This is a genomic window from Prescottella sp. GW823-FHT02E09 (assembly GCF_058797375.1).
On record NZ_JBXAJP010000008.1, the window covers coordinates 37,629 to 55,122 of the forward strand.

Here is a 17,494-nt window from a genome sequence, read left to right on the forward strand (position 1 = left end):
GTCAGACTACGGCCCGACTCGAGCCGCCTCGACCACGACCTCGACTGCTTACTGCTTGTAGGACTCGACCTCGTCGACGGGCCGCGGCGCCGCCGCAGCGGCGCTCTCGCCGAACTCCTCACGCGCCCGCCGCCGCCGCAGAAGACGGCGGTCGCGACCAGCAGCGCTGCGAGTGCCCAGTCATGTAGACGAGGACACGGGCGTCGGAGCCGCTCCACACGGTGCGCAGCGCGCGACCACGACCCTTCTCGTCGAGGTGCACCACCCGGACGTCGTCGAATTCGCCGGCCAGGATCCGCGCGATCGCCAGTGTCCGGTCGGTACTGGCATTGTCCGCGATCGTGATTCGCGCGGAGAAGGGCACCTCGGAGCACAGATAGGCGTGCCGGCGCCGCACGCATGGCTCGATCGACCGTTGCTCGTTGTACACCGGGACCACGACGTCGAGGGCCGGCGCAGTGGTCACCGCCTCGGGGCGGTGCACGTCAACCGAGGGCTGGGGTTCGGTCGTCATGGATCTCAGGGTGACCAGCGCAACTTCGGCTCAGCTGTGGCGCGGCTGCGAGCTTCCCGGCAGGCAATACGTTGACCACGATCAGTTTGTGCACTAACCATTTGCTACCGTCGGCTCGGCCAACCGGGCGTCGAGTGAAGAGTGGGGCACGCATGGCTTTCGTCCAGGACACCGCGGCGGTCGGCGACTCGCTCGCCCTGTCCGCTCTGACCGCCGCCACCCCGCTGGTCTGCATGTTCGTGCTGTTGGCGGTCTTCCGCGTCAAGGCTCACCTGGCGGCACTGATCTCGCTGGCCACGGCGATCGTCGTCGCGATCGCGCTGTTCGGCATGCCCGCCGGGCAGGTCCTGGCCGCGGGCACCGAGGGCGCCGCGTTCGGCCTGTTCCCCATCATGTGGACCGTCGTCAACGCCGTCTGGATCTACAACATGACGGTCGAGAGCGGCCACTTCGACGCGCTGCGCCGCTCGTTCGCGGACATCTCGGAAGACCACCGCGTGCAGGCGATCGTGATCGCGTTCCTCTTCGGCGCGCTTCTCGAGGGCGTCGCCGGCTTCGGAACCCCGGTCGTGATCGCCACCGTCATGCTGGTGGCGTTGGGGTTCCGTCCGATGCGCGCGGCGGCGGTGGCGCTGGTCGCGAACACCGTGGCCACGCCGTTCGGCGTCCTGGGAACTCCGTCACTGACGATGTCACGGGTGACGGGCATGCCGGTCGAGGACATCGGCGCTGCCGCGGCCCGGCAGGTCCCGCTGCTGGCGCTTGTGATCCCGCTGGTCCTCGTCTTCATCGTCGACGGCCGGCGCGGGGTGCGCGAGACATGGCCCGCCGCGCTCACTGTGGGCGTCGCGTTCGCGGCGGCCCAGTACGCGTGCGCCACCTACGCGATCGTCGGACTCACCGACATCGTCGCCGCGATCGCCGGCCTCGCGGCGCTACTGGTGTTGCTGCGGTTCTGGCGTCCGAGGACGACTGCCGACGCCGGTCTGCATCCCCTCGACCCCGAGCCGGTCCGGAACACCCGCAGCCAGACCGTGCTGGCCTACGTTCCCTACGGTCTGCTCCTGCTCGTGTTCGGCGTCAGCCAGATCGGTCCGGTGCAGCGCGCACTGACCGGGGCGGGTGGACAGTTCGCGTGGCCGGGTCTCGACGTCCGCACGCCCGACGGGCAGATTCCCACCGCCGTGACCTATCACGCCAACTGGCTGTCCTCACCGGGGACGCTGGTCTTGGTCGCGGGACTGCTCACCGTCCCCTTCCTCGGCCTGTCCGCCGCCGACGCGTTCCGCAGCTACGTAGCCGCGCTCACCCGACTGCGCCTGCCGATCGTGACCGTCACCTCGGTGCTCGCCCTCGCGTACGTGATGAGCCTGTCGGGACAGACGATCACGATCGGACACTGGCTGGCCGCGACGGGCGGACTGTTCGCCGCCCTGGCGCCGTTCCTCGGCTGGCTCGGCGTGTCCGCCACCGGATCGAACACGTCGTCCAACGCCCTCTTCGGCACCCTGCAGGTGACCGCGGCGAACCAGGCCGGACTCGACCCGCACGTCCTCGTGGCCGCCAACATGTCGGGCGGAACGCTCGGCACGATGATCTCCCCGCAGAACCTGGCACTGGTCTCGTCCGTCGGCGGACTCGCCGGGAAGGAAGGGATCCTGTTCCGGAAACTGCTGCCGCTGAGCCTCGTCGGGCTTCTGGCATTGTCCGCCGTGGTCTACCTGCAGGCCGGGTGACCGCTGACCGGAACTGCATACGGACCACCCCAACTGTCCGATATGCCGGAAAATTGATGGAGCTTCCTTCCGAACGCTCCTATGCTTCGCGATGTCGTCCCGTACCCCATCCGGAAAGCCGCCATGACCCGCGCAGCCGAATCACCCACTCTTCGTTCACCTGCCACCGTCGACGAGAACGCCGAAGTGACACTCCGACGGATCACCGCACTGAACGTGGTCGACGTGTGCGACCTCAGCGCGACCCTCACCGAGGAGCAGTCCTCGATGGTCGCCGACAACGGCCGGTCGATCGCCGAGGGGTCCTGCTCCGAACGCGCCTGGTTCCGTGCCGTCTACGCGGACGAGACCCTCGTCGGTTTCGTCATGGTGCACATCGGTTCGGACTGGGATGACGGAATCGAGTGCCCGGGTGCGTATCTGTGGCGACTGATGATCGCGGGGCCGTATCAGGGCATGGCGTTCGGGCGTCAGGCCGTCGACCTGGTCGTTGCCGATCTGCGGGCGCAGGGGATGCGGGAGCTGTTCACCAGCTTCGGCGAGGGCCCGGGCAGCCCCGAACCGTTCTACCGAGCGCTGGGCTTCACCCGGACCGGCGACTGCTACGGCGACGAGCCGGAAGCCGTCCTCACCTTCGGCGAGAACGCATGATCCGCCCGGACCTCCACGAGGCCAACCGGCTGTCGTGGAACGCGGCGACGGTCGCGCACAACAGCCACAAGGGCGACCAGGCGGCGTTCTTCCGCAACGGCGGCAGCACCCTGTACCGCGAGGAGATCGAGCTCCTCGGTGACCTCGACGGCCGACGGCTGCTCCATTTGCAGTGCAACAGCGGCCAGGACACGCTCAGTCTCGCCCGCCTCGGCGCCCACGTGACGGGCGTCGACATCTCCGACGAGGCCATCGACTTCGCGACCCGACTGTCCGCCGAGTCGTCGATCGATGCGCGGTTCGACCGAGCGGACGTCTACGACTGGCTCGACCGGGCGGGTCGCGAGGGCGAGCGATTCGACCGTGTCTTCGCGTCCTACGGCGCCGTCATCTGGCTGTCGGACCTCGACGCGTGGGCCGCCGGCATCGCCGGGGTCCTCGCACCGGACGGACTGTTCGCGCTGGTGGACTACCACCCGTTCGCCCTCTTCTTCGACGAGCAATGGCGGCCGGCGTATCCGTACGGCGGATCCGTCGCGACCGTGGAGCCCGGCGGGGTCGGGGACTACGTGGCCGACTCGGCGCCGGGTGGCGGCATCGGCGGCAGCGAGTTCGACAATCCCCATCCGTCCACCGAATTCAACTGGGGCATCGGCGAGATCGTCACGGCACTGCGATCCGCGGGACTCTCCGTCGAATCGCTCACCGAGTACTCGCACGCGAACGCGTGGCGCGGGTTCGACCGGATGCGGGACCTCGGCGGGCAGCGCTTCGCACCGCCCTCCGACCTGGCAACCCTGCCGCTCATGTTCTCCGTCACGGCGCGTCGGCCCGGCTAGGGCGCGATCACACCCGCGATCGGAATACGTCCGGCCACCGCGACCCGGAAATCGACCATGGCCCGCTGCAGGTGATCGGGACTGGTCACGACCACGGCACCGCTCGCGGCGCGGTCCGCGAGGATCCGGCTGGTGTTCGCGGCGTTCTCCACGGTGGAGCGCGACGTGTTCTCCTCGGTGATCCGGAACGGCAGGATCCCGTTGGCGACGAGCCACTGCCGCATCGCCTGCGCCTCGGTCACACCCGACTTCGGCACGCCGCCGCTGACGATGATCGGCGCCAGCGGAAACCGTTGCGCCAGTTGCAGAGCCGCCTGCAGCCGGGACACCAGGACGGGCCGCATGGCCCCGTCGTCGTAGAGGCCCGCGCCGAGCACCACGATGTTCGTAGTGAAGGGGCTGAAGGCGAGCATCACCGGGACCTGTGTGGTCAGGGTCTCCATGCGCGTACACGCGACGATGCTGTCCCGATTCGGACTCTGGCATCCGCCCGCGACGGACAGCGCCCCGTTGACCAGGGTCGTCACCGACAACGCATCGACGACATCGAGGGAAGACTCGGCGACGGCCTGGCCGGGCAGTGCGATGGCCGCGGCCGCTGCGGCGATGACGGCCGGAACGACGAGGCGAGAACGCAACTGGAGACGTAACGAACGTGGGGACATGGCACTCCTCGGTAGCGGTCCCCCGACCGAACGTGAAAGTCGCGTATCAGTGTGACCCGCATCACGAGATCGTGTGACCCGTTCCGTGATAAACCACGGTCACGACGCGTGTCGTGCGATCGACACAGCGCACCGCAGGCAAAGTACCGACGGCCGCCGTCGCCACCTATCCTCGCCCTATGCCTTCTGTGTTCAGCGCCATCATCGCCGGAGACCTGCCGGGTCGCTTCGTGTGGGAGGACGAGGACGTGGTCGCGTTCCTGACCATCGCACCCGTCACCCAGGGTCACACCCTCGTCGTCCCCCGCAAGGAGGTCGACCAGTGGCAGGACGTCGACGACGAACTGTTCGCCAAGTGCACCACCGTCTCCCGCACGATCGCGAAGGCGGTCCGCAAGGCGTTCGACGCGCCCCGCGCCGGCTTCCTGATCGCCGGGCTCGAGGTCCCGCACCTGCACATGCACGTCTTCCCCGCGTACAGCATGGGGAACTTCGACATCAGCCGGGCCGACACCGACCCGTCCCCCCAATCCATGGACGAGGCCGCCCTCAAGATCAAGGCGGCGCTGCGCGACCTGGGCCACGCGGAGAACGTCCCGGCCTGACGGGTCAGCCCCTCGGCAGCCGCACCCGGAAGGTCGCACCCTCCCCGGGTGCGCTGTCGACGGTGACCGTGCCGCCGTGCGCGGCCACGATGGCCGCGACGATCGACAGTCCCAGCCCGCTGCCGCCGCTCGCCCGTGTCCGGGACGCGTCGGCGCGGTAGAACCGCTCGAACACCCGGGCCGCGTCCTCCGCACCGAGTCCGGGCCCGGTGTCGGACACCTCGAGGACCGCGTCGAGGCCGACGGCGCCGACGCGCACCGTCACCGACGCCGTGTCGGGGGTGTGCTCGAGCGCGTTTCCCATCAGGTTGCCGAGCACCTGCCGCAGGCGGGCGTCGTCGCCCATCACCTCGGCCGGTTCCGAACCGGGCAGGACCTGCAACGAGATCCGACGCTGTGGGGCCAGCGCCCGCGCGTCGTGGACGGCGTCGGCCGCGACGGTCAGCAGATCCACCGGATGCCGCTCGAACGGACGCTGCGCATCCATCCGTGCCAGCATCAGCAGGTCCTCGACCAGCAGACCCATCCGGGTGGCCTGGCCCTCGATCCGGCTCAACACCATCTCCGCATCCGTCGACGCGCCCTGACGGTACAACTCGGCGAAGCCCCGGATCGTGGCCAGTGGCGTGCGCAGTTCGTGGCTGGCGTCGGCGACGAACCTCCGCATCCGCTCCTCGGACCGGCGCGCCGACTCCTCCGACGCCTCCGTCGCGGCGAACGCCGACTGGATCTGCGCGAGCATTCCGTTGAGCGCCGACGACAGTCGGCCCACCTCGGTGCGCTCGTCGCGCTCCGGGATCCGTCGATGCAGATCGCCCGCGGCGATGTCGGCCGCCGTCTGCTCCACCTCCCGCAGCGGTCGCAGACTGCGGCGCACCACGAAGTAGCCGGCGAAACCGAGTGCGACGAGCACCACCGCGCCGATGCCGATCTGCAACACCACCAGACGCTCGACGGTCGCGTCGATATCGGTCAGCTTCACGGCGACGGTCGTCGTCCCGGCAGGGGTCGCCACAGTCAACTCCCGCCACCGGACATCCTCGCCACCGACCGATCCCACCGTCACCGGGCCCGGATCCTTGCTGATTTCCGGTGTGGCACTGTCACTCTCGTCGTTGACCTCCAACCGTACGGCGCCGTCGGGCTCGGTGGTCCTCACGTAGAAGGCGCTGGGAGGCCGGTTCGGTCCGGGAGCCGACACCGGCGGCAGCGGCCACGGGTCACGCGGCTTCGCCCAGCCGTGCGCGGCGTCGAACAGCTGGCGATCGGTACGTTCGATCAACGAGGATTCCATCGCCGACGTCACCGCGGCCCCCGACGCGAGCAGCCCGGCCGCCGCCAGCAGCAACAGCGCCACGACCAGCGAGATCCGCAGCGGCAACGCGCGCAGACGCCTCATCCGTCCACCTACCGCGGTTCGCGCATCACGTAGCCGACGCCGCGCAGGGTGTCGATCAGGCGCGGCTCGGTGGTGTCGACCTTGCGGCGAAGATACGACACGTAGGACTCCACGACACCCACCTCACCGCCGAAGTCGTAGTTCCAGACGTGGTCGAGGATCCGAGGTTTGCTCAGTACCGTGCCTGCGTTGACCATGAAATAGCGCAGCAGCGTGAACTCGGTCGGCGACAACGAGACCTGTTCGCCCGCCTTCCACACCTCGTGGGTGTCGTCGTCGAGTTCGATGTCGGCGAACCGGACCCGGGCGGACTGCTTGTCCTGATCGCCGTGACCGGAGCGCCGCAGGATCACCCGCAGCCGGGCCACCACTTCCTCGAGGCTGAACGGCTTGGTGACGTAGTCGTCGGCGCCGATCGTCAACCCGGCGATCTTGTCCTCGACGGCGTCCCGGGCGGTGAGGAACAGCACGGGAGCATCGATGCCGTCCGCCCGCAGCCGGCGCAGCATCCCGAACCCGTCCATGCCGGGCATCATGACGTCGAGGATCAGGGCGTCGGGACGGAAGGTGCGCGCCTTGTCGAGGCCCTCGGCCCCGTTGGACGCGGTCTCCACCTCGAACCCCTGGAAGCGGAGGCTGACGGACAGCAGTTCGACGAGCGACGGCTCGTCGTCGACGACAAGCACCCGGACCTGCGGCATCTCACTCACGTTTCCAGAGTCACCCACCCACCTGGTCGCTCACTGGACGTTCCCTGGGAGATTCCTGTGAACCCACACTCGGATGGTGAGGATGGCCACCGAACTCGGAATCGGTGCACCGATTCGGTACCGTGGTACCAGTCAGACGACATCCGGACGAGCACACCGTACCCGGCCAGCGACAAGACGGTGTTTGGAGAGTTGACAACACCATGGCCTGGATCGTTCTCGTTGTTTCCGGTGTACTCGAAGCCATCTGGGCGACCGCCCTCGGCCGGTCCGCAGGATTCACCCGTCTCGCCCCGTCGGTCGTGTTCGGCGTCGGCCTGCTGCTCAGCATGGCCGGACTCGCCTACGCGATGCGCACCCTCCCCACCGGTACCGCGTATGCGATCTGGGTGGGCATCGGTGCGTCCCTGACCGTCGCCTACGCGATGGCCACCGGCGCCGAGAGCACGTCGATCGTCAAAATCCTGCTGATCCTCGGCATCGTCGGCTGCGTCATCGGCCTGAAGGTCCTGCACTGACCGCGTGACGGACACGCGCACCCGCGTACCGAACACCCCGTTTGACTGTGTGGCGGGGGTTACAGTAATCGGATGAACCTGGTGTCAGCGATCACGTTCCCGTTCCGTGCCGGCCTGGCCATCACGGACGCGGCGCTCGAGGTCGCCGAGACGGCACTGGCCACGACGCGACTGGCCCTCTCGAGTACCACCGTCACCAGTGTCAGCGCGGCAACACTCGCCAACCCCCGCGGACCGCTGCAGTTGGTGCAGCAGTTGGCGGCATTGGCCTCGGACGAGCGCCCGCTGGGCCAGGCACTGCGGCCCGGCGGACCGCTCGACCGACTGCTCGCGCCGGGTGGCGTCGTCGACCGGCTCACGTCCGACGGCGGCACGCTCGAGCGGCTGTTCGAGCCAGGCGGCGCGCTCGATCGCGTCCTGGCGCCTGGCGGCCCGCTCGACCGTGTCACGTCGGAGAACGGCCCGCTCGACCGCGTGCTGTCCGAGGACGGACCACTCGAACGCCTGCTCGCGCCGGGTGGCCTACTCGACCGTCTCACCGCCGAGGACGGCCCGCTCGAGCGGCTCACCTCGGAGGACGGTGCGGTGGAGCGCCTGACCAAGAAGGACGGGATCGTCGATCGCGCCCTGGCCGAGGACGGCATCCTCGAGACCCTGCTCGCCGAAGACGGCGCCTTCGAGCGACTCATCGCGGAGGGCGGCCCGCTCGATCAGATCGTCGCGTTGTCGGAAACGCTGACGGCGTTGGCTCCGAACCTGCAGCGGATGAGCGCGAGCATCGATCTCCTCCAGGAGACCGTGGGAGTGCTGAGCGCGGCGGTGGGACCGCTCGGCGACCTCGCCGGCCGGCTGCCCGGCCGCTGGCTCAAGGGCGGACGCGGACCCGATCTAACCCTCGGACCCGCCTGACAGGTGCGCCTCGAAGAACGCGAACACCCGCCGCCACGCGTCCTCTGCGGTGTCGTGGTCGTATCCCATCCCGGCGATCCGCGCCAGCGTGTTCGCCCGGCCCGAGACGATGCGGTTCGCGAAGCTGTGCCCCACCCCGGGATACGTCTCGACGTCGTGCTCCACGCCGAGACGCGCCAGGGCGCCGTCGAGCTTGCGGCCGGCGCCCCACAGGATCGGGTCCCGGGCCCCGTAGCTGCCGACGATCGGACACGTCCCGCCGAGAGCATCCTCGAGATGCCGAGGCAACGGCCCGTAGAACGGCGCCGAGGCGGCCAGCCCCCGGGGCGCGAGCACGAGTGCGAACCCGCCGCCCATGCAGAATCCAACCGCCCCGACCTGCCCCGTGCAGTCGGGGCGGGCGGCGAGCACGTCCCGCGCGGCGAGCAGGTCGTCCACGGCGCGCCCCTGCCGCCGGATCAGTTCGCGGAAGACCCGGGTCACGCACCGGGTTCGGCCCCCACGGGAGTACAGGTCGGGAGCGAGCGCGAGGTATCCGCGGGCGGCTACACGAGCGGTGATCTCGCGGATGTCGCGTCCGACGCCGAGGGCGTCGTGGACGACCACCACGCCGGGCCACGGCCCCTCGTGCCCCGGAATCTCGAGCACGGCGTCGATCGGACCGTCCGGTGTGGGCAGCGAAACCGTGGCCATACCCCGAGACTAGGGTCCTCGGTCCCGGATCCACGGTGGATTCGTAACGATTCGACCACCGCTGCCGCCCTTGCATTCCGGTTGCGTAACCACTTCGCCGAGGCTCTCCCGCGGGGTCGATCCGTCGCTAGCCTGGCCTTGGCGCGGTTGCTCCACCCCGGACGCGGCGCCGCCGGTGATTCCAGTGCGAAATGCACAGGACGGCAATGGAAGTACCTGGAAAGGCACGGAAGCAGTCGATGAACCACATCTCGAACACCCGCCAGACCACCGCGAGCGGAATCAGCACCGGATCCATCAGCACCGAAGAGATCAAGTCACGCATCGCGGCAATGTTCGGAGACGCCCCCGCCGGCCATCAGGACAAGTAGTCCCGGCCCCTTCCCGCTTCGATCACTCCCCCGCTTCGTCCCGAGCCGGACGTGCCCGGATGTGCGCGCGTTCGCCCTGGCGGCCGAACAACCCGAGGAACTCCACCGGGTTCGCGTCGGCGGCGCCGAACCAGTGCGGGACGCGCGTGTCGAACTCGGCCGCCTCGCCCGGGAGCATCACGAAGTCCCGCTCGCCGAGCACGAGCCGCAGTTTCCCGTTGAGGACGTACAGCCACTCGTAGCCCTCGTGGACCCGTGGGTCCGGTTCCTGCGGGCCGGCGACCCCCGGCAGCACGTGCTTGTACGCCTGAATCCCGCCCGGCCGCCGGGTCAGCGGCACGATGGTCTTGCCGCCCCGGCTGATCGGCCGCATGTGAATCCGCGGATCCCCCGTCGGCGGTGCACCGACCAGTTCGTCCAGTGGCACCCCGTACGCCCTGGCCAGCGGCAACAGCAGTTCCAGGTTGGGCTTGCGCTGCCCCGACTCGAGCCGCGACAGCGTGCTGACCGAGATGCCGGTGTCCGTGGACAGATCCGCGAGTGTCACCGCCCGCTGCTGCCGCAGATCCCGCAGCCGCGGGCCGACCGCCCCGAGAATTCGGTCCATGTCGTCGACGTCGTCCATGCCCCCAAGACTGCCCCGAAGTTGCCACTTCGGCAACAAAGCTTGCTCAGTTTCGCCGGTGGTCGGCATGGTGGTGGCACCAAGGGAGGTATCGATGAGCGAACAGATGTCGGACGGATACGACGTAGTGGTGATCGGCGGCGGCGCAGCCGGACTCGAGGGGGCGTTGATGCTGGCCCGGGCCCGCCGCAGCGTGCTGGTGATCGACGCGGGCCAACCGCGCAACGCTCCGGCCGAGGGGGTGCACGGTTTCCTGACGCGGGACGGCCTGCCTCCCACCGAGCTGGTGAAGATCGGCCGGGAAGAGGTCCGCGGCTACGGCGGGCACATCGTGGACGGCACCGTGGCGGACATCCGCCGCGACGATTCCCGGTTCACGGTGGTGCTCACCGACGGCCGGACCGTGCAGGCCCGACGCGTGCTGGTGACGACCGGACTGGTCGACGAGTTGCCCGACGTCCCGGGCCTGCGGGAACTGTGGGGACGAGACGTGCTGCACTGCCCGTACTGCCACGGGTGGGAGATCGGCGATCAGCCCGTGGGCGTGTTGGCGACCGGACCGATGTCCGTGCACCAGGCGCTGATGTTCCGGCAGTGGACCGACGACGTCGTGCTGTTCCGGCACACCGGACCGGAGCCGACCGCGGACGAGTACGAGCAGCTCGCGGCCCGCGGCATCACCGTCGTGCCCGGTCGCGTGCAGTCGCTCGTGACCGACGACGGGCGCCTCACCGGGGTCCGCCTCGACGACGGCACCGTCGTCGACCGGCGGGCGCTGGTCGTGGCACCACGGTTCGTGGCACGCGTCGACGCGCTCACGTCACTCGGCCTCGAGACCGAGGTCGAACCGATGAGCGGCGGAAGCTTCGTGCCGGGCGACTGGTCGGGCCTGACGAAGGTGCCCGGCGTCTGGGTCGCGGGCAACGTCGCCGACGCCAAGCTGCAGGTGCTCGGGGCCGCCGCCGGTGCCGCGATCGCCGCCGTCGCTGTCAACAACGACCTCATCACCGAGGACACACAGCTCGCCGTCGCGGAACGCCGCGCACGCGAAGCGAAGGGAATGGACGCATGACCGAGCAGTACGACGAGGACTTCTGGAACGAGCGCTACCGCTCGAGCCACCGCGTGTGGAGCGGAAACCCGAACGGCAACCTGGTGGACGAGGTTTCGGACCTCGATCCCGGGACCGCGCTGGACGTCGGCTGCGGCGAGGGTGCCGACGCGATCTGGCTCGCCGACCGCGGATGGCAGGTGAAGGCACTGGACCTGTCCATCGTCGCGGTCGAGCGTGCCGCCGAGCACGCGGCCGGAGTCGGCGACGACATCGCCGCCCGGATCACGTGGCAGCAGGCCGACCTGCTCGAGTGGGACCCGGGCACCGACCGGTACGACCTCGTGACGTCGCAGTACGTGCACCTGCCCAGCGGTCCGCGCGAGGCGCTGTACGACCGCCTCGCGGACTTCGTCGCCCCGGGCGGCACCCTGCTGATCGTGGGACACCACCCGTCGGACATCGACACCCACACACAGCGACCCAGGCACGCCGATCTGTACTTCACACCGGAAGACGTTGTGTCCCGGCTGGATCCGGAGGAATGGAAGATCGTCACGGCCGCCTCGGTGTCACGCACCGCCGCGCACGGCGACCACAAGGTCACCATCCACGACAGCGTGGTCCGCGCGCAGCGCCTTCGCTGACGCCGATCTGCATCCCGGTCGGCCCCTACGACGCCGACACACCTGCCGGCCGCCGCACCGGATCCGGTGCGGCGGTCTCGGCGGCGGCAGGATGCGTCCACAGTCCCCGGCGTCCGAGGAGCGGGAGCACGCCCTCCCCGAACCAGTACGCCTCCTCGAGGTGCGGCGCACCGGAGAGTACGAATTCGTCGACCCCGGCGGCGCGGTACTCCTCGATGAGCGCGGCCACCTCGGTGTGGCTGCCGACCAGGGCCGTCCCGGCACCTCCGCGGACGAGGCCGACACCGCTCCACAGGTTCGGGTGGATCTCGAGGGAGCGGGCGTCTCCCCCGCCGAAGGTGGCCCCGCCGTGCAACTCCCGCATCAGGCGCTGCCCCTCGGACTCGCTGGCCGCCATCCCAGCCTGCGCCCGCGCGACATCCGCCGGATCCATGTCGTCGAGCAGCAGTTGCGCCTGCGCCCACGCCTGCGCCGAGGTGTCGCGGCTGATCACGTGCAGGCGCACACCGAACCGGAGGGTGCGGCCGTGCTCGGCCGCGGCGGCCCGGACCCGGTCGATCTTCGCGGCGACCGCGGCCGGCGGCTCACCCCAGGTCAGGTACACGTCGGAGTGCGCGCCGGCGACCGGCAGCGCCGCCGCCGAGGAGCCACCGAAGTACACCCGGGGCGCCGGGGCGGGCACCTGATCCAGCTCGGCGCCCTCGAGCCGGATGTGGTTGCCGTGGAAGTCGACTCGCTCACCGCGCCACAACCGTCGCACCACCGTGAGGAAATCGTCGGTGCGACCGTAGCGATCGTCCTTGCCGAGGAAATCGCCGAAGGCACGCTGCTCGGCGCTTTCGCCGCCGGTGACGACGTTGATCAGCAGACGCCCCTTCGAGTGCTGCTGATACGTCGCCGCCATCTGTGCCGCGAGGGTCGGCGAGAGCGCGTCGGGCCGGAACGCGACCAGGAACTTCAGCCGCTCGGTGGTCGCGACGAGCATCGCGGTGGTGACCCAGGCGTCCACGCACTGCAGGCCGGTCGGAGTCAACGCCGCCTCGAAACCGAGTTGTTCGGCCGACCGCGCGATCTGGCCGAGATACTCCAACGTCGCGGGCCGGTCGCCGGCCGACGAGCGCAGATCTGCGCCGTGGCCACCGCCGACAATCGTGCGACTGTCGCCGGAGGTGGGCAGGAACCAATGGAACGACAAGGGCGAAGCGGACATGACGGGATACCTTCGTGTGTCGGGACGACGCGGGAGCCGAAGGTGCCGATCACGTCGGTGATCGGCACAGGTCAGCTACGACAGCGCAGCGCGCCGGCTCGACACAGGTCCACGTACAACCGCCAGCTGTGCCACACAGTGCGCAGCACGGGCGGCTGCGGTCCACTGGTCGGCATCATGTCGTCGCTCCTGGCAGTACGGGCACGGGTAGCGTGAACAGTACCCCGCCGTCGCGTCGTCGACCACTCCCGCGAGTGGTCCGCTCCATCGGTGGACCACTCGCGTCGAACACTCAGCCCGGCAGCGCATTCCGTCCGGAACACCCCGAAGGACTCTCGATGACGTTGATCTCCGTATCGGATCTCGCCGATCGCCTGGCATCGGGCGCGGTCACGCGCGTCCTCGACGTCCGCTGGTCGCTGTCCGAGCCCGACGGCCGCGCCGCCCACGTGTCCGGGCACGTCCCCGGCGCGGTCTACGTCGACCTGGAACGCGAGCTGAGCGACCACTCCGTCACCGATCGGGGCCGCCATCCCCTGCCGTCCGGGGACCAACTGCAGGCGGCCCTGCGCCGGTGGGGCGTGAACGACGGCGACACGGTCGTCGTCTACGACGACTGGAATGCCGCCGGATCGTCGCGGGCGCGCTGGGTGCTCCGTGCCGCCGGGCTCGACGACGTCCGGATCCTCGACGGCGGGTGGTCTGCGTGGCAGACGTCTTCGGGTCGGGTGGAAACCGGGGGGACGACACCGCCCGCCGGCTCGATATCGCTCACGCGTCCGGACCTGTATGCGGGCACCCTCACCGAGAGCGAGGCGGCGGCCCTCGCACGCTCCGGCCGGCTGCTGGATGCGCGTGCCCCCGAACGTTTCCGGGGTGAAGTCGAGCCCGTCGATCCCGTGGCGGGACACATCCCCGGTGCCCGCAACGTCCCGTCGACCTGGATGCTGGCGGCCGACGGACGATTCAAGTCGAGCGAGGAACTGCGCGCCCTGTTCGCCGAGCACGGTCTCGACGGAACAGGACCGGCCGGCGCCTACTGCGGTTCCGGGGTGACCGCCGCCGTCGTGCTCGCCGCGGCCGAGACGGCAGGGCTCGACATCGCCCTGTTCCCGGGGTCGTGGTCGCAGTGGTCGTCGAACCCGTGCAATCCGATCGAACGCGGCCCGGTGAGCTAGCCCCGGCTACGCGTCTACCGGAGCGGTGAGGGCCGCCGTCACCATCGACACCAGGTTCTTCTCGAAATCCGCATCAATCCCTTTGTGACAGCGGTCTTCACGAAGGACGGCACCGTCATGGGTAGCACGGCCTTCGGACAGATCGTGGTGGCGGACCGGGCGACCGGCGCGTTGCGCGCCCCGATCTTCCAGCTCCCGGGGCCCTGGCCGACCGGGAGACGGCACCGTCGCCGCCTTCTCGGTGGCGCCCGACGGTTCGATCCACGTGTCACCGATCCCGGCGTGCTCACCGCGTTCGACGACGCCGGCGACAAGTTGTGGGATGCGGACCTCACCGAGCAGGCCCTCGACGCTCTTCCCGTCGGCGATGCGTACGGCGCACCGGTCGTCCGGGGCAACGGCAACCCGACCGTCGTCGACGGCGCGGTGATGATCGAGGTGTTCTACGGATACAACGTGCCCCTGCAGGGCCAGCAGGTGTCCGTGCCGGTGAAGTCGGCCATCGTGGAGATCGACCCGGCGACCGGAAAGGGGCGCCGCAACGTCGCGTTCGCAACCGACACCACCGAGGGCATCCTCGCGATCGCCCCGGACGGACGCATGTTCGCCACCCTCGGTGTCATGAGCACGACGTCGCTGGCCCCGGTCGCGCCGTACGTCGACCCGTACCTGCCCGAGGGACTGGAGGTCATCAAGCCGACCGGTGGCCTGAACGGATTCGTCCCCGTCCGCTGACAGCATGCCTACGGGCCCGATACAGGTAGTCGATCAGGTAGTTCTGACGTGGCCCCGGGACCCCTCGGAGAGAGAACCTGGAAGGGAACCAATTCAGGACGACGGTTGAGGTGAACTGTTCATGATGCGTCGCGGACGAAAGACACTCGTTGCTCTCGACAGCGGCAACTGGTGCTTCGGCAGGATCGTCGGACGACGGCGTTGCGAGTCCGGTGTGCGCGTCCAGCTCCTCCGACACGACGCGGGCGGGAAGTATCCGCTGTTCGCCGTCGCCGAGTCGAGTGTGGGAGACGGTTTCGCCCTGTAGTACCGGAGCGCACACTCCTGTGCCGACGGCCGATGTGGCTGCGAACCGGGCAGGAACGAGATCAGGGGTCGGTGCCGTTTCCGGTACCGACCCCTGATCCGCTTCGAAGCGTTTCCGCTGGTGGAGCCCCCTGTCAGGATTGAACTGACGACCGCTCGCTTACAAGGCGAGTGCTCTACCACTGAGCTAAGGAGGCATTCGAGCGCGCTCATCATATCCATAGCCGACAGTGGTGTGCGTAACCGTGCCGCGACCGCCCGTTTTCGTTAGCGTTGTCCCATGCGCATCTCGGAGATCGCCACTGTCCTCGCGTGGCACGACGCTCTCAATTCGTCCGACTTCGACACGCTCCTCGCGGTCTCGAGCGACGACATCGACATCGCCGGGGAGGAGGGCGCGGGGCAGGGGCTGACGTTGCTCCGCGAATGGGCCTCGACGGCGGGCCTTACACTGGTCCCCGGCCGGATGTTCATGCACGACGGGGTGATCGTCGTCGAGGAGCAGGCCACCTGGGCGTCTCAGCCGAATCAGTCGAAGACCGTGGCGACCGCTTTCCGTGTCGTGAACGACCAGGTGACCACCGTCTTCCGCCACGACACCCTCGAAGAGGCACTGGAGGCCACCGATCTCAGCGAGAAGGATCTCGTCACCGACATCTGACATGCGCAGGTTTGCAGCATCGCTCGGCAGTCTCGTCAAGGACCGCCGGGCGACGGTCGACACGGTCACCGCCGCGCCGACCCCGCTGCAGCCGATCGACCTCACCGACGATGCACGAGTCGCCGAAGTACTCGACCTCGCGGTCCGCTTCGGGGATCTGCTGCTGGCGTCGGGTACCTCCGCGGTGGACACGGCCACACAGGTCCGGTTCGTGGCGGCAACGTACGGACTGGCGCAGTGTGACGTGGACGTCACCTACAACTCGATCGTGCTCTCCGCGCACCGCGGCCCGCTGATCCCGCCGGCGAGCACGATGCGCATCGTGCACTACCGGTCGATGGACTTCACCCGTCTCGCCGCCGCCGACCGCCTCACCCGGCGGATCCGGCTCGAGGCGATCACCCCGGCTCAGGCACATGCCGCCCTGGACGCCATCGTCTCCGCGCCGCACCCTTACAACCGGTGGATCGCGACGCTGGGCTGGGCCGGTCTGGCGGCTGCGGTCGCCGTCCTGCTCGGTGCCGGGCCGTTCATCACGATGGTCGCGTTCCTGACCACCGTGGTGATCGACCGCGTCAACCGCGTCCTCAACCGGTTCGGGCTGCCCTACTTCTTCCAGCAGATGGTGGGCGGGCTGATCGCGGCCGCACCCGCGACGGCGCTGTACACGATCCAGGACCACCTCGGTGTCGTGGTCCGACCGTCGCTGATCATCGCGGCGGGGGTGGTGGTGCTGCTGTCGGGTCTCTCGCTGGTCGGTTCGGTGCAGGACGCGATCACCGGCGCGCCGATCACCGCGTCGGCGCGGTTCTTCGAGGTCGTGATGATGACCGGCGGCATCATCGCCGGCGTGGCGCTGTCTCTGCGGGTCGCGGGCGCGCTCGGTGCGGACCTGCCGTTGATCAGCAACGCCGCGCAACCGGACCTCACGCAGCTCCCGGTCAAGGTGGTCGCGGGCGCGCTGGCGTCGATGTTCTACGCGCTGGCCTGTTACGCCGAGCGCCGGGCGCTCACCGCGGCTGGGCTGGGCGGTGCCGCCGGGCTTCTGTTCTTCGTGTTGGCGCAGAGCGCCGGTATCGGTCCGGTCATCTCGTCGGCGATCGCGGCGACGGTGATCGGTTTCGCGGGTGGCCTGATGGCGCGCCGCGCCCTGACACCGCCGCTCGTGGTCGCGGTCGCGGGCATCACCCCACTGCTGCCCGGTCTGTCGCTCTACCGGGGTTTGTACGCGATGCTGAACAACGAACTGATCATCGGACTGAGCGCGCTGCTGTCCGCGTTCGGCATCGGATGCGCGCTCGCCGCCGGAGTCACACTCGGCGAGTGGGGCGCCCGGACGCTGCGGAGGCCGCCCCGAATGCGGCGCAACGCGACAATTCGCCGAAACACGACGCTGCGCCGTCCGAGGTTCGGACGACGCAGCGTCGTGATGAGCGATTCGGTACCCGATTCCGTGACCCGGTAGGTCGAC

At 69.3% G+C, this 17,494-nt stretch carries 21 protein-coding genes, 1 tRNA gene, 1 pseudogene and 1 riboswitch; of the genes and pseudogenes, 14 read left to right on the top strand and 9 right to left on the bottom strand.

Annotation, left to right across the window (positions count from 1 at the left end; translation table 11 throughout):
- Window positions 1-48: 48 nt before the first annotated feature.
- Both AC1RIF_RS20365 and AC1RIF_RS20370 read right to left on the bottom strand, forming a co-directional pair.
- On the bottom strand, window positions 49-180 hold the full coding sequence (locus AC1RIF_RS20365; RefSeq protein ID WP_492603345.1) for a DUF2630 family protein: 132 nt from the start codon (window positions 178-180) through the stop codon (window positions 49-51).
- A 1-nt stretch (window position 181) separates the two neighbouring features.
- Window positions 182-514: pseudogene (locus tag AC1RIF_RS20370) on the bottom strand (glycosyltransferase); the annotation flags it as partial.
- A gap of 152 nt (window positions 515-666) precedes the next feature.
- Here AC1RIF_RS20370 and AC1RIF_RS20375 point away from each other — a divergent pair.
- From AC1RIF_RS20375 to AC1RIF_RS20385, 3 genes are all read left to right on the top strand, one after another.
- A complete protein-coding gene (locus AC1RIF_RS20375) occupies window positions 667-2,250 on the top strand; it encodes an L-lactate permease (protein ID WP_492603183.1) in 1,584 nt (527 codons plus the stop codon).
- Between the two features lie 123 nt (window positions 2,251-2,373).
- Window positions 2,374-2,901, top strand: coding sequence for a GNAT family N-acetyltransferase (locus AC1RIF_RS20380; protein ID WP_492603184.1), 528 nt, complete (start codon window positions 2,374-2,376; stop codon window positions 2,899-2,901).
- The gene (locus tag AC1RIF_RS20385; RefSeq protein ID WP_492603185.1) at window positions 2,898-3,740 is read left to right on the top strand and encodes a class I SAM-dependent methyltransferase; all 843 of its coding nucleotides are present in this window, start codon (window positions 2,898-2,900) and stop codon (window positions 3,738-3,740) included. The genes AC1RIF_RS20380 and AC1RIF_RS20385 overlap by 4 nt, the downstream gene beginning before the upstream one ends.
- On the opposite strand, the gene AC1RIF_RS20390 is transcribed toward AC1RIF_RS20385, so the two are convergent.
- Window positions 3,737-4,405, bottom strand: coding sequence for a YdcF family protein (locus AC1RIF_RS20390; RefSeq protein WP_492603186.1), 669 nt, complete (start codon window positions 4,403-4,405; stop codon window positions 3,737-3,739). The genes AC1RIF_RS20385 and AC1RIF_RS20390 overlap by 4 nt on opposite strands.
- A gap of 179 nt (window positions 4,406-4,584) precedes the next feature.
- Here AC1RIF_RS20390 and AC1RIF_RS20395 point away from each other — a divergent pair, with 179 nt between their 5' ends.
- Window positions 4,585-5,010, top strand: a complete 426-nt coding sequence (locus AC1RIF_RS20395) for an HIT family protein (RefSeq protein WP_492603187.1) — start codon at window positions 4,585-4,587, stop codon at window positions 5,008-5,010.
- A 4-nt stretch (window positions 5,011-5,014) separates the two neighbouring features.
- Here the strand turns inward: AC1RIF_RS20395 and AC1RIF_RS20400 are convergent, their stop codons facing one another.
- Both AC1RIF_RS20400 and AC1RIF_RS20405 read right to left on the bottom strand, forming a co-directional pair.
- Complete coding sequence (locus tag AC1RIF_RS20400) at window positions 5,015-6,409, bottom strand: sensor histidine kinase (RefSeq protein WP_492603188.1); 1,395 nt, start codon at window positions 6,407-6,409, stop codon at window positions 5,015-5,017.
- 8 nt (window positions 6,410-6,417) lie between these two features.
- Window positions 6,418-7,110 carry a response regulator transcription factor gene (locus AC1RIF_RS20405; RefSeq protein ID WP_492603346.1) on the bottom strand — a complete coding sequence of 231 codons (693 nt, stop codon included), beginning with the start codon at window positions 7,108-7,110 and terminating at the stop codon, window positions 6,418-6,420.
- A gap of 135 nt (window positions 7,111-7,245) precedes the next feature.
- A riboswitch (guanidine-III (ykkC-III) riboswitch) is annotated at window positions 7,246-7,306 on the top strand.
- Between the two features lie 16 nt (window positions 7,307-7,322).
- On the opposite strand from AC1RIF_RS20405, the gene AC1RIF_RS20410 reads away from it, so the two are divergent.
- Both AC1RIF_RS20410 and AC1RIF_RS20415 read left to right on the top strand, forming a co-directional pair.
- Window positions 7,323-7,637, top strand: coding sequence for a DMT family transporter (locus tag AC1RIF_RS20410; RefSeq protein ID WP_492603189.1), 315 nt, complete (start codon window positions 7,323-7,325; stop codon window positions 7,635-7,637).
- A gap of 72 nt (window positions 7,638-7,709) precedes the next feature.
- Window positions 7,710-8,546: an ABC transporter gene (locus tag AC1RIF_RS20415; protein ID WP_492603190.1), complete on the top strand. Its 837-nt coding sequence runs from the start codon at window positions 7,710-7,712 to the stop codon at window positions 8,544-8,546.
- Here the strand turns inward: AC1RIF_RS20415 and AC1RIF_RS20420 are convergent.
- Window positions 8,526-9,239 carry a dienelactone hydrolase family protein gene (locus AC1RIF_RS20420; protein ID WP_492603191.1) on the bottom strand — a complete coding sequence of 238 codons (714 nt, stop codon included), beginning with the start codon at window positions 9,237-9,239 and terminating at the stop codon, window positions 8,526-8,528. The two genes, AC1RIF_RS20415 and AC1RIF_RS20420, sit on opposite strands and share 21 nt — an antisense overlap.
- 239 nt (window positions 9,240-9,478) lie before the next feature.
- On the opposite strand from AC1RIF_RS20420, the gene AC1RIF_RS20425 reads away from it, so the two are divergent.
- A complete protein-coding gene (locus AC1RIF_RS20425; RefSeq protein ID WP_492603192.1) occupies window positions 9,479-9,610 on the top strand; it encodes a hypothetical protein in 132 nt (43 codons plus the stop codon).
- A 22-nt stretch (window positions 9,611-9,632) separates the two neighbouring features.
- Here the strand turns inward: AC1RIF_RS20425 and AC1RIF_RS20430 are convergent, their stop codons facing one another.
- Window positions 9,633-10,235, bottom strand: a complete 603-nt coding sequence (locus AC1RIF_RS20430; RefSeq protein WP_492603193.1) for a helix-turn-helix domain-containing protein — start codon at window positions 10,233-10,235, stop codon at window positions 9,633-9,635.
- Between the two features lie 106 nt (window positions 10,236-10,341).
- Here AC1RIF_RS20430 and AC1RIF_RS20435 point away from each other — a divergent pair, with 106 nt between their 5' ends.
- Both AC1RIF_RS20435 and AC1RIF_RS20440 read left to right on the top strand, forming a co-directional pair.
- Window positions 10,342-11,307 carry an NAD(P)/FAD-dependent oxidoreductase gene (locus AC1RIF_RS20435; RefSeq protein WP_492603347.1) on the top strand — a complete coding sequence of 322 codons (966 nt, stop codon included), beginning with the start codon at window positions 10,342-10,344 and terminating at the stop codon, window positions 11,305-11,307.
- Window positions 11,304-11,933 carry a class I SAM-dependent methyltransferase gene (locus AC1RIF_RS20440; protein WP_492603194.1) on the top strand — a complete coding sequence of 210 codons (630 nt, stop codon included), beginning with the start codon at window positions 11,304-11,306 and terminating at the stop codon, window positions 11,931-11,933. The genes AC1RIF_RS20435 and AC1RIF_RS20440 overlap by 4 nt, the downstream gene beginning before the upstream one ends.
- 25 nt (window positions 11,934-11,958) lie before the next feature.
- Here AC1RIF_RS20440 and AC1RIF_RS20445 read toward each other — a convergent pair whose 3' ends face one another.
- Complete coding sequence (locus AC1RIF_RS20445) at window positions 11,959-13,143, bottom strand: LLM class flavin-dependent oxidoreductase (RefSeq protein WP_492603195.1); 1,185 nt, start codon at window positions 13,141-13,143, stop codon at window positions 11,959-11,961.
- 338 nt (window positions 13,144-13,481) lie between these two features.
- Between AC1RIF_RS20445 and AC1RIF_RS20450 the strand changes: the two genes are divergently transcribed.
- From AC1RIF_RS20450 to AC1RIF_RS20460, 3 genes are all read left to right on the top strand, one after another.
- Window positions 13,482-14,321: a sulfurtransferase gene (locus tag AC1RIF_RS20450; RefSeq protein WP_492603196.1), complete on the top strand. Its 840-nt coding sequence runs from the start codon at window positions 13,482-13,484 to the stop codon at window positions 14,319-14,321.
- A gap of 117 nt (window positions 14,322-14,438) precedes the next feature.
- Window positions 14,439-15,056, top strand: a complete 618-nt coding sequence (locus tag AC1RIF_RS20455) for a hypothetical protein (RefSeq protein WP_492603197.1) — start codon at window positions 14,439-14,441, stop codon at window positions 15,054-15,056.
- Window positions 15,057-15,177: 121 nt separating this feature from the next.
- Window positions 15,178-15,363: an enoyl-CoA hydratase gene (locus tag AC1RIF_RS20460; RefSeq protein ID WP_492603198.1), complete on the top strand. Its 186-nt coding sequence runs from the start codon at window positions 15,178-15,180 to the stop codon at window positions 15,361-15,363.
- A gap of 121 nt (window positions 15,364-15,484) precedes the next feature.
- Here AC1RIF_RS20460 and AC1RIF_RS20465 read toward each other — a convergent pair.
- Window positions 15,485-15,559: transfer RNA gene (locus AC1RIF_RS20465), tRNA-Thr, on the bottom strand.
- Window positions 15,560-15,642: 83 nt separating this feature from the next.
- On the opposite strand from AC1RIF_RS20465, the gene AC1RIF_RS20470 reads away from it, so the two are divergent.
- Both AC1RIF_RS20470 and AC1RIF_RS20475 read left to right on the top strand, forming a co-directional pair.
- Entirely contained in the window at window positions 15,643-16,023 is a 381-nt protein-coding gene (locus AC1RIF_RS20470; RefSeq protein ID WP_492603199.1) for a nuclear transport factor 2 family protein, read from the top strand.
- Window position 16,024: 1 nt separating this feature from the next.
- A complete protein-coding gene (locus AC1RIF_RS20475) occupies window positions 16,025-17,488 on the top strand; it encodes a threonine/serine exporter family protein (RefSeq protein ID WP_492603200.1) in 1,464 nt (487 codons plus the stop codon).
- Window positions 17,489-17,494: the final 6 nt, after the last annotated feature.

Coding starts and splice junctions, on each gene's coding strand:
- AC1RIF_RS20445 (WP_492603195.1), bottom strand. CDS start 13,143: ATGTCCGCTTCGCCCTTGTCGTTCCATTGGTTCCTGCCCACCTCCGGC.
- AC1RIF_RS20395 (WP_492603187.1), top strand. CDS start 4,585: ATGCCTTCTGTGTTCAGCGCCATCATCGCCGGAGACCTGCCGGGTCGC.
- AC1RIF_RS20475 (WP_492603200.1), top strand. CDS start 16,025: ATGCGCAGGTTTGCAGCATCGCTCGGCAGTCTCGTCAAGGACCGCCGG.
- AC1RIF_RS20435 (WP_492603347.1), top strand. CDS start 10,342: ATGTCGGACGGATACGACGTAGTGGTGATCGGCGGCGGCGCAGCCGGA.
- AC1RIF_RS20380 (WP_492603184.1), top strand. CDS start 2,374: ATGACCCGCGCAGCCGAATCACCCACTCTTCGTTCACCTGCCACCGTC.
- AC1RIF_RS20420 (WP_492603191.1), bottom strand. CDS start 9,239: ATGGCCACGGTTTCGCTGCCCACACCGGACGGTCCGATCGACGCCGTG.
- AC1RIF_RS20410 (WP_492603189.1), top strand. CDS start 7,323: ATGGCCTGGATCGTTCTCGTTGTTTCCGGTGTACTCGAAGCCATCTGG.
- AC1RIF_RS20405 (WP_492603346.1), bottom strand. CDS start 7,110: ATGCCGCAGGTCCGGGTGCTTGTCGTCGACGACGAGCCGTCGCTCGTC.
- AC1RIF_RS20400 (WP_492603188.1), bottom strand. CDS start 6,409: ATGAGGCGTCTGCGCGCGTTGCCGCTGCGGATCTCGCTGGTCGTGGCG.
- AC1RIF_RS20375 (WP_492603183.1), top strand. CDS start 667: ATGGCTTTCGTCCAGGACACCGCGGCGGTCGGCGACTCGCTCGCCCTG.
- AC1RIF_RS20455 (WP_492603197.1), top strand. CDS start 14,439: ATGGGTAGCACGGCCTTCGGACAGATCGTGGTGGCGGACCGGGCGACC.
- AC1RIF_RS20440 (WP_492603194.1), top strand. CDS start 11,304: ATGACCGAGCAGTACGACGAGGACTTCTGGAACGAGCGCTACCGCTCG.
- AC1RIF_RS20415 (WP_492603190.1), top strand. CDS start 7,710: ATGAACCTGGTGTCAGCGATCACGTTCCCGTTCCGTGCCGGCCTGGCC.
- AC1RIF_RS20385 (WP_492603185.1), top strand. CDS start 2,898: ATGATCCGCCCGGACCTCCACGAGGCCAACCGGCTGTCGTGGAACGCG.
- AC1RIF_RS20460 (WP_492603198.1), top strand. CDS start 15,178: ATGATGCGTCGCGGACGAAAGACACTCGTTGCTCTCGACAGCGGCAAC.
- AC1RIF_RS20390 (WP_492603186.1), bottom strand. CDS start 4,405: ATGTCCCCACGTTCGTTACGTCTCCAGTTGCGTTCTCGCCTCGTCGTT.
- AC1RIF_RS20450 (WP_492603196.1), top strand. CDS start 13,482: ATGACGTTGATCTCCGTATCGGATCTCGCCGATCGCCTGGCATCGGGC.
- AC1RIF_RS20425 (WP_492603192.1), top strand. CDS start 9,479: ATGAACCACATCTCGAACACCCGCCAGACCACCGCGAGCGGAATCAGC.
- AC1RIF_RS20470 (WP_492603199.1), top strand. CDS start 15,643: ATGCGCATCTCGGAGATCGCCACTGTCCTCGCGTGGCACGACGCTCTC.
- AC1RIF_RS20430 (WP_492603193.1), bottom strand. CDS start 10,235: ATGGACGACGTCGACGACATGGACCGAATTCTCGGGGCGGTCGGCCCG.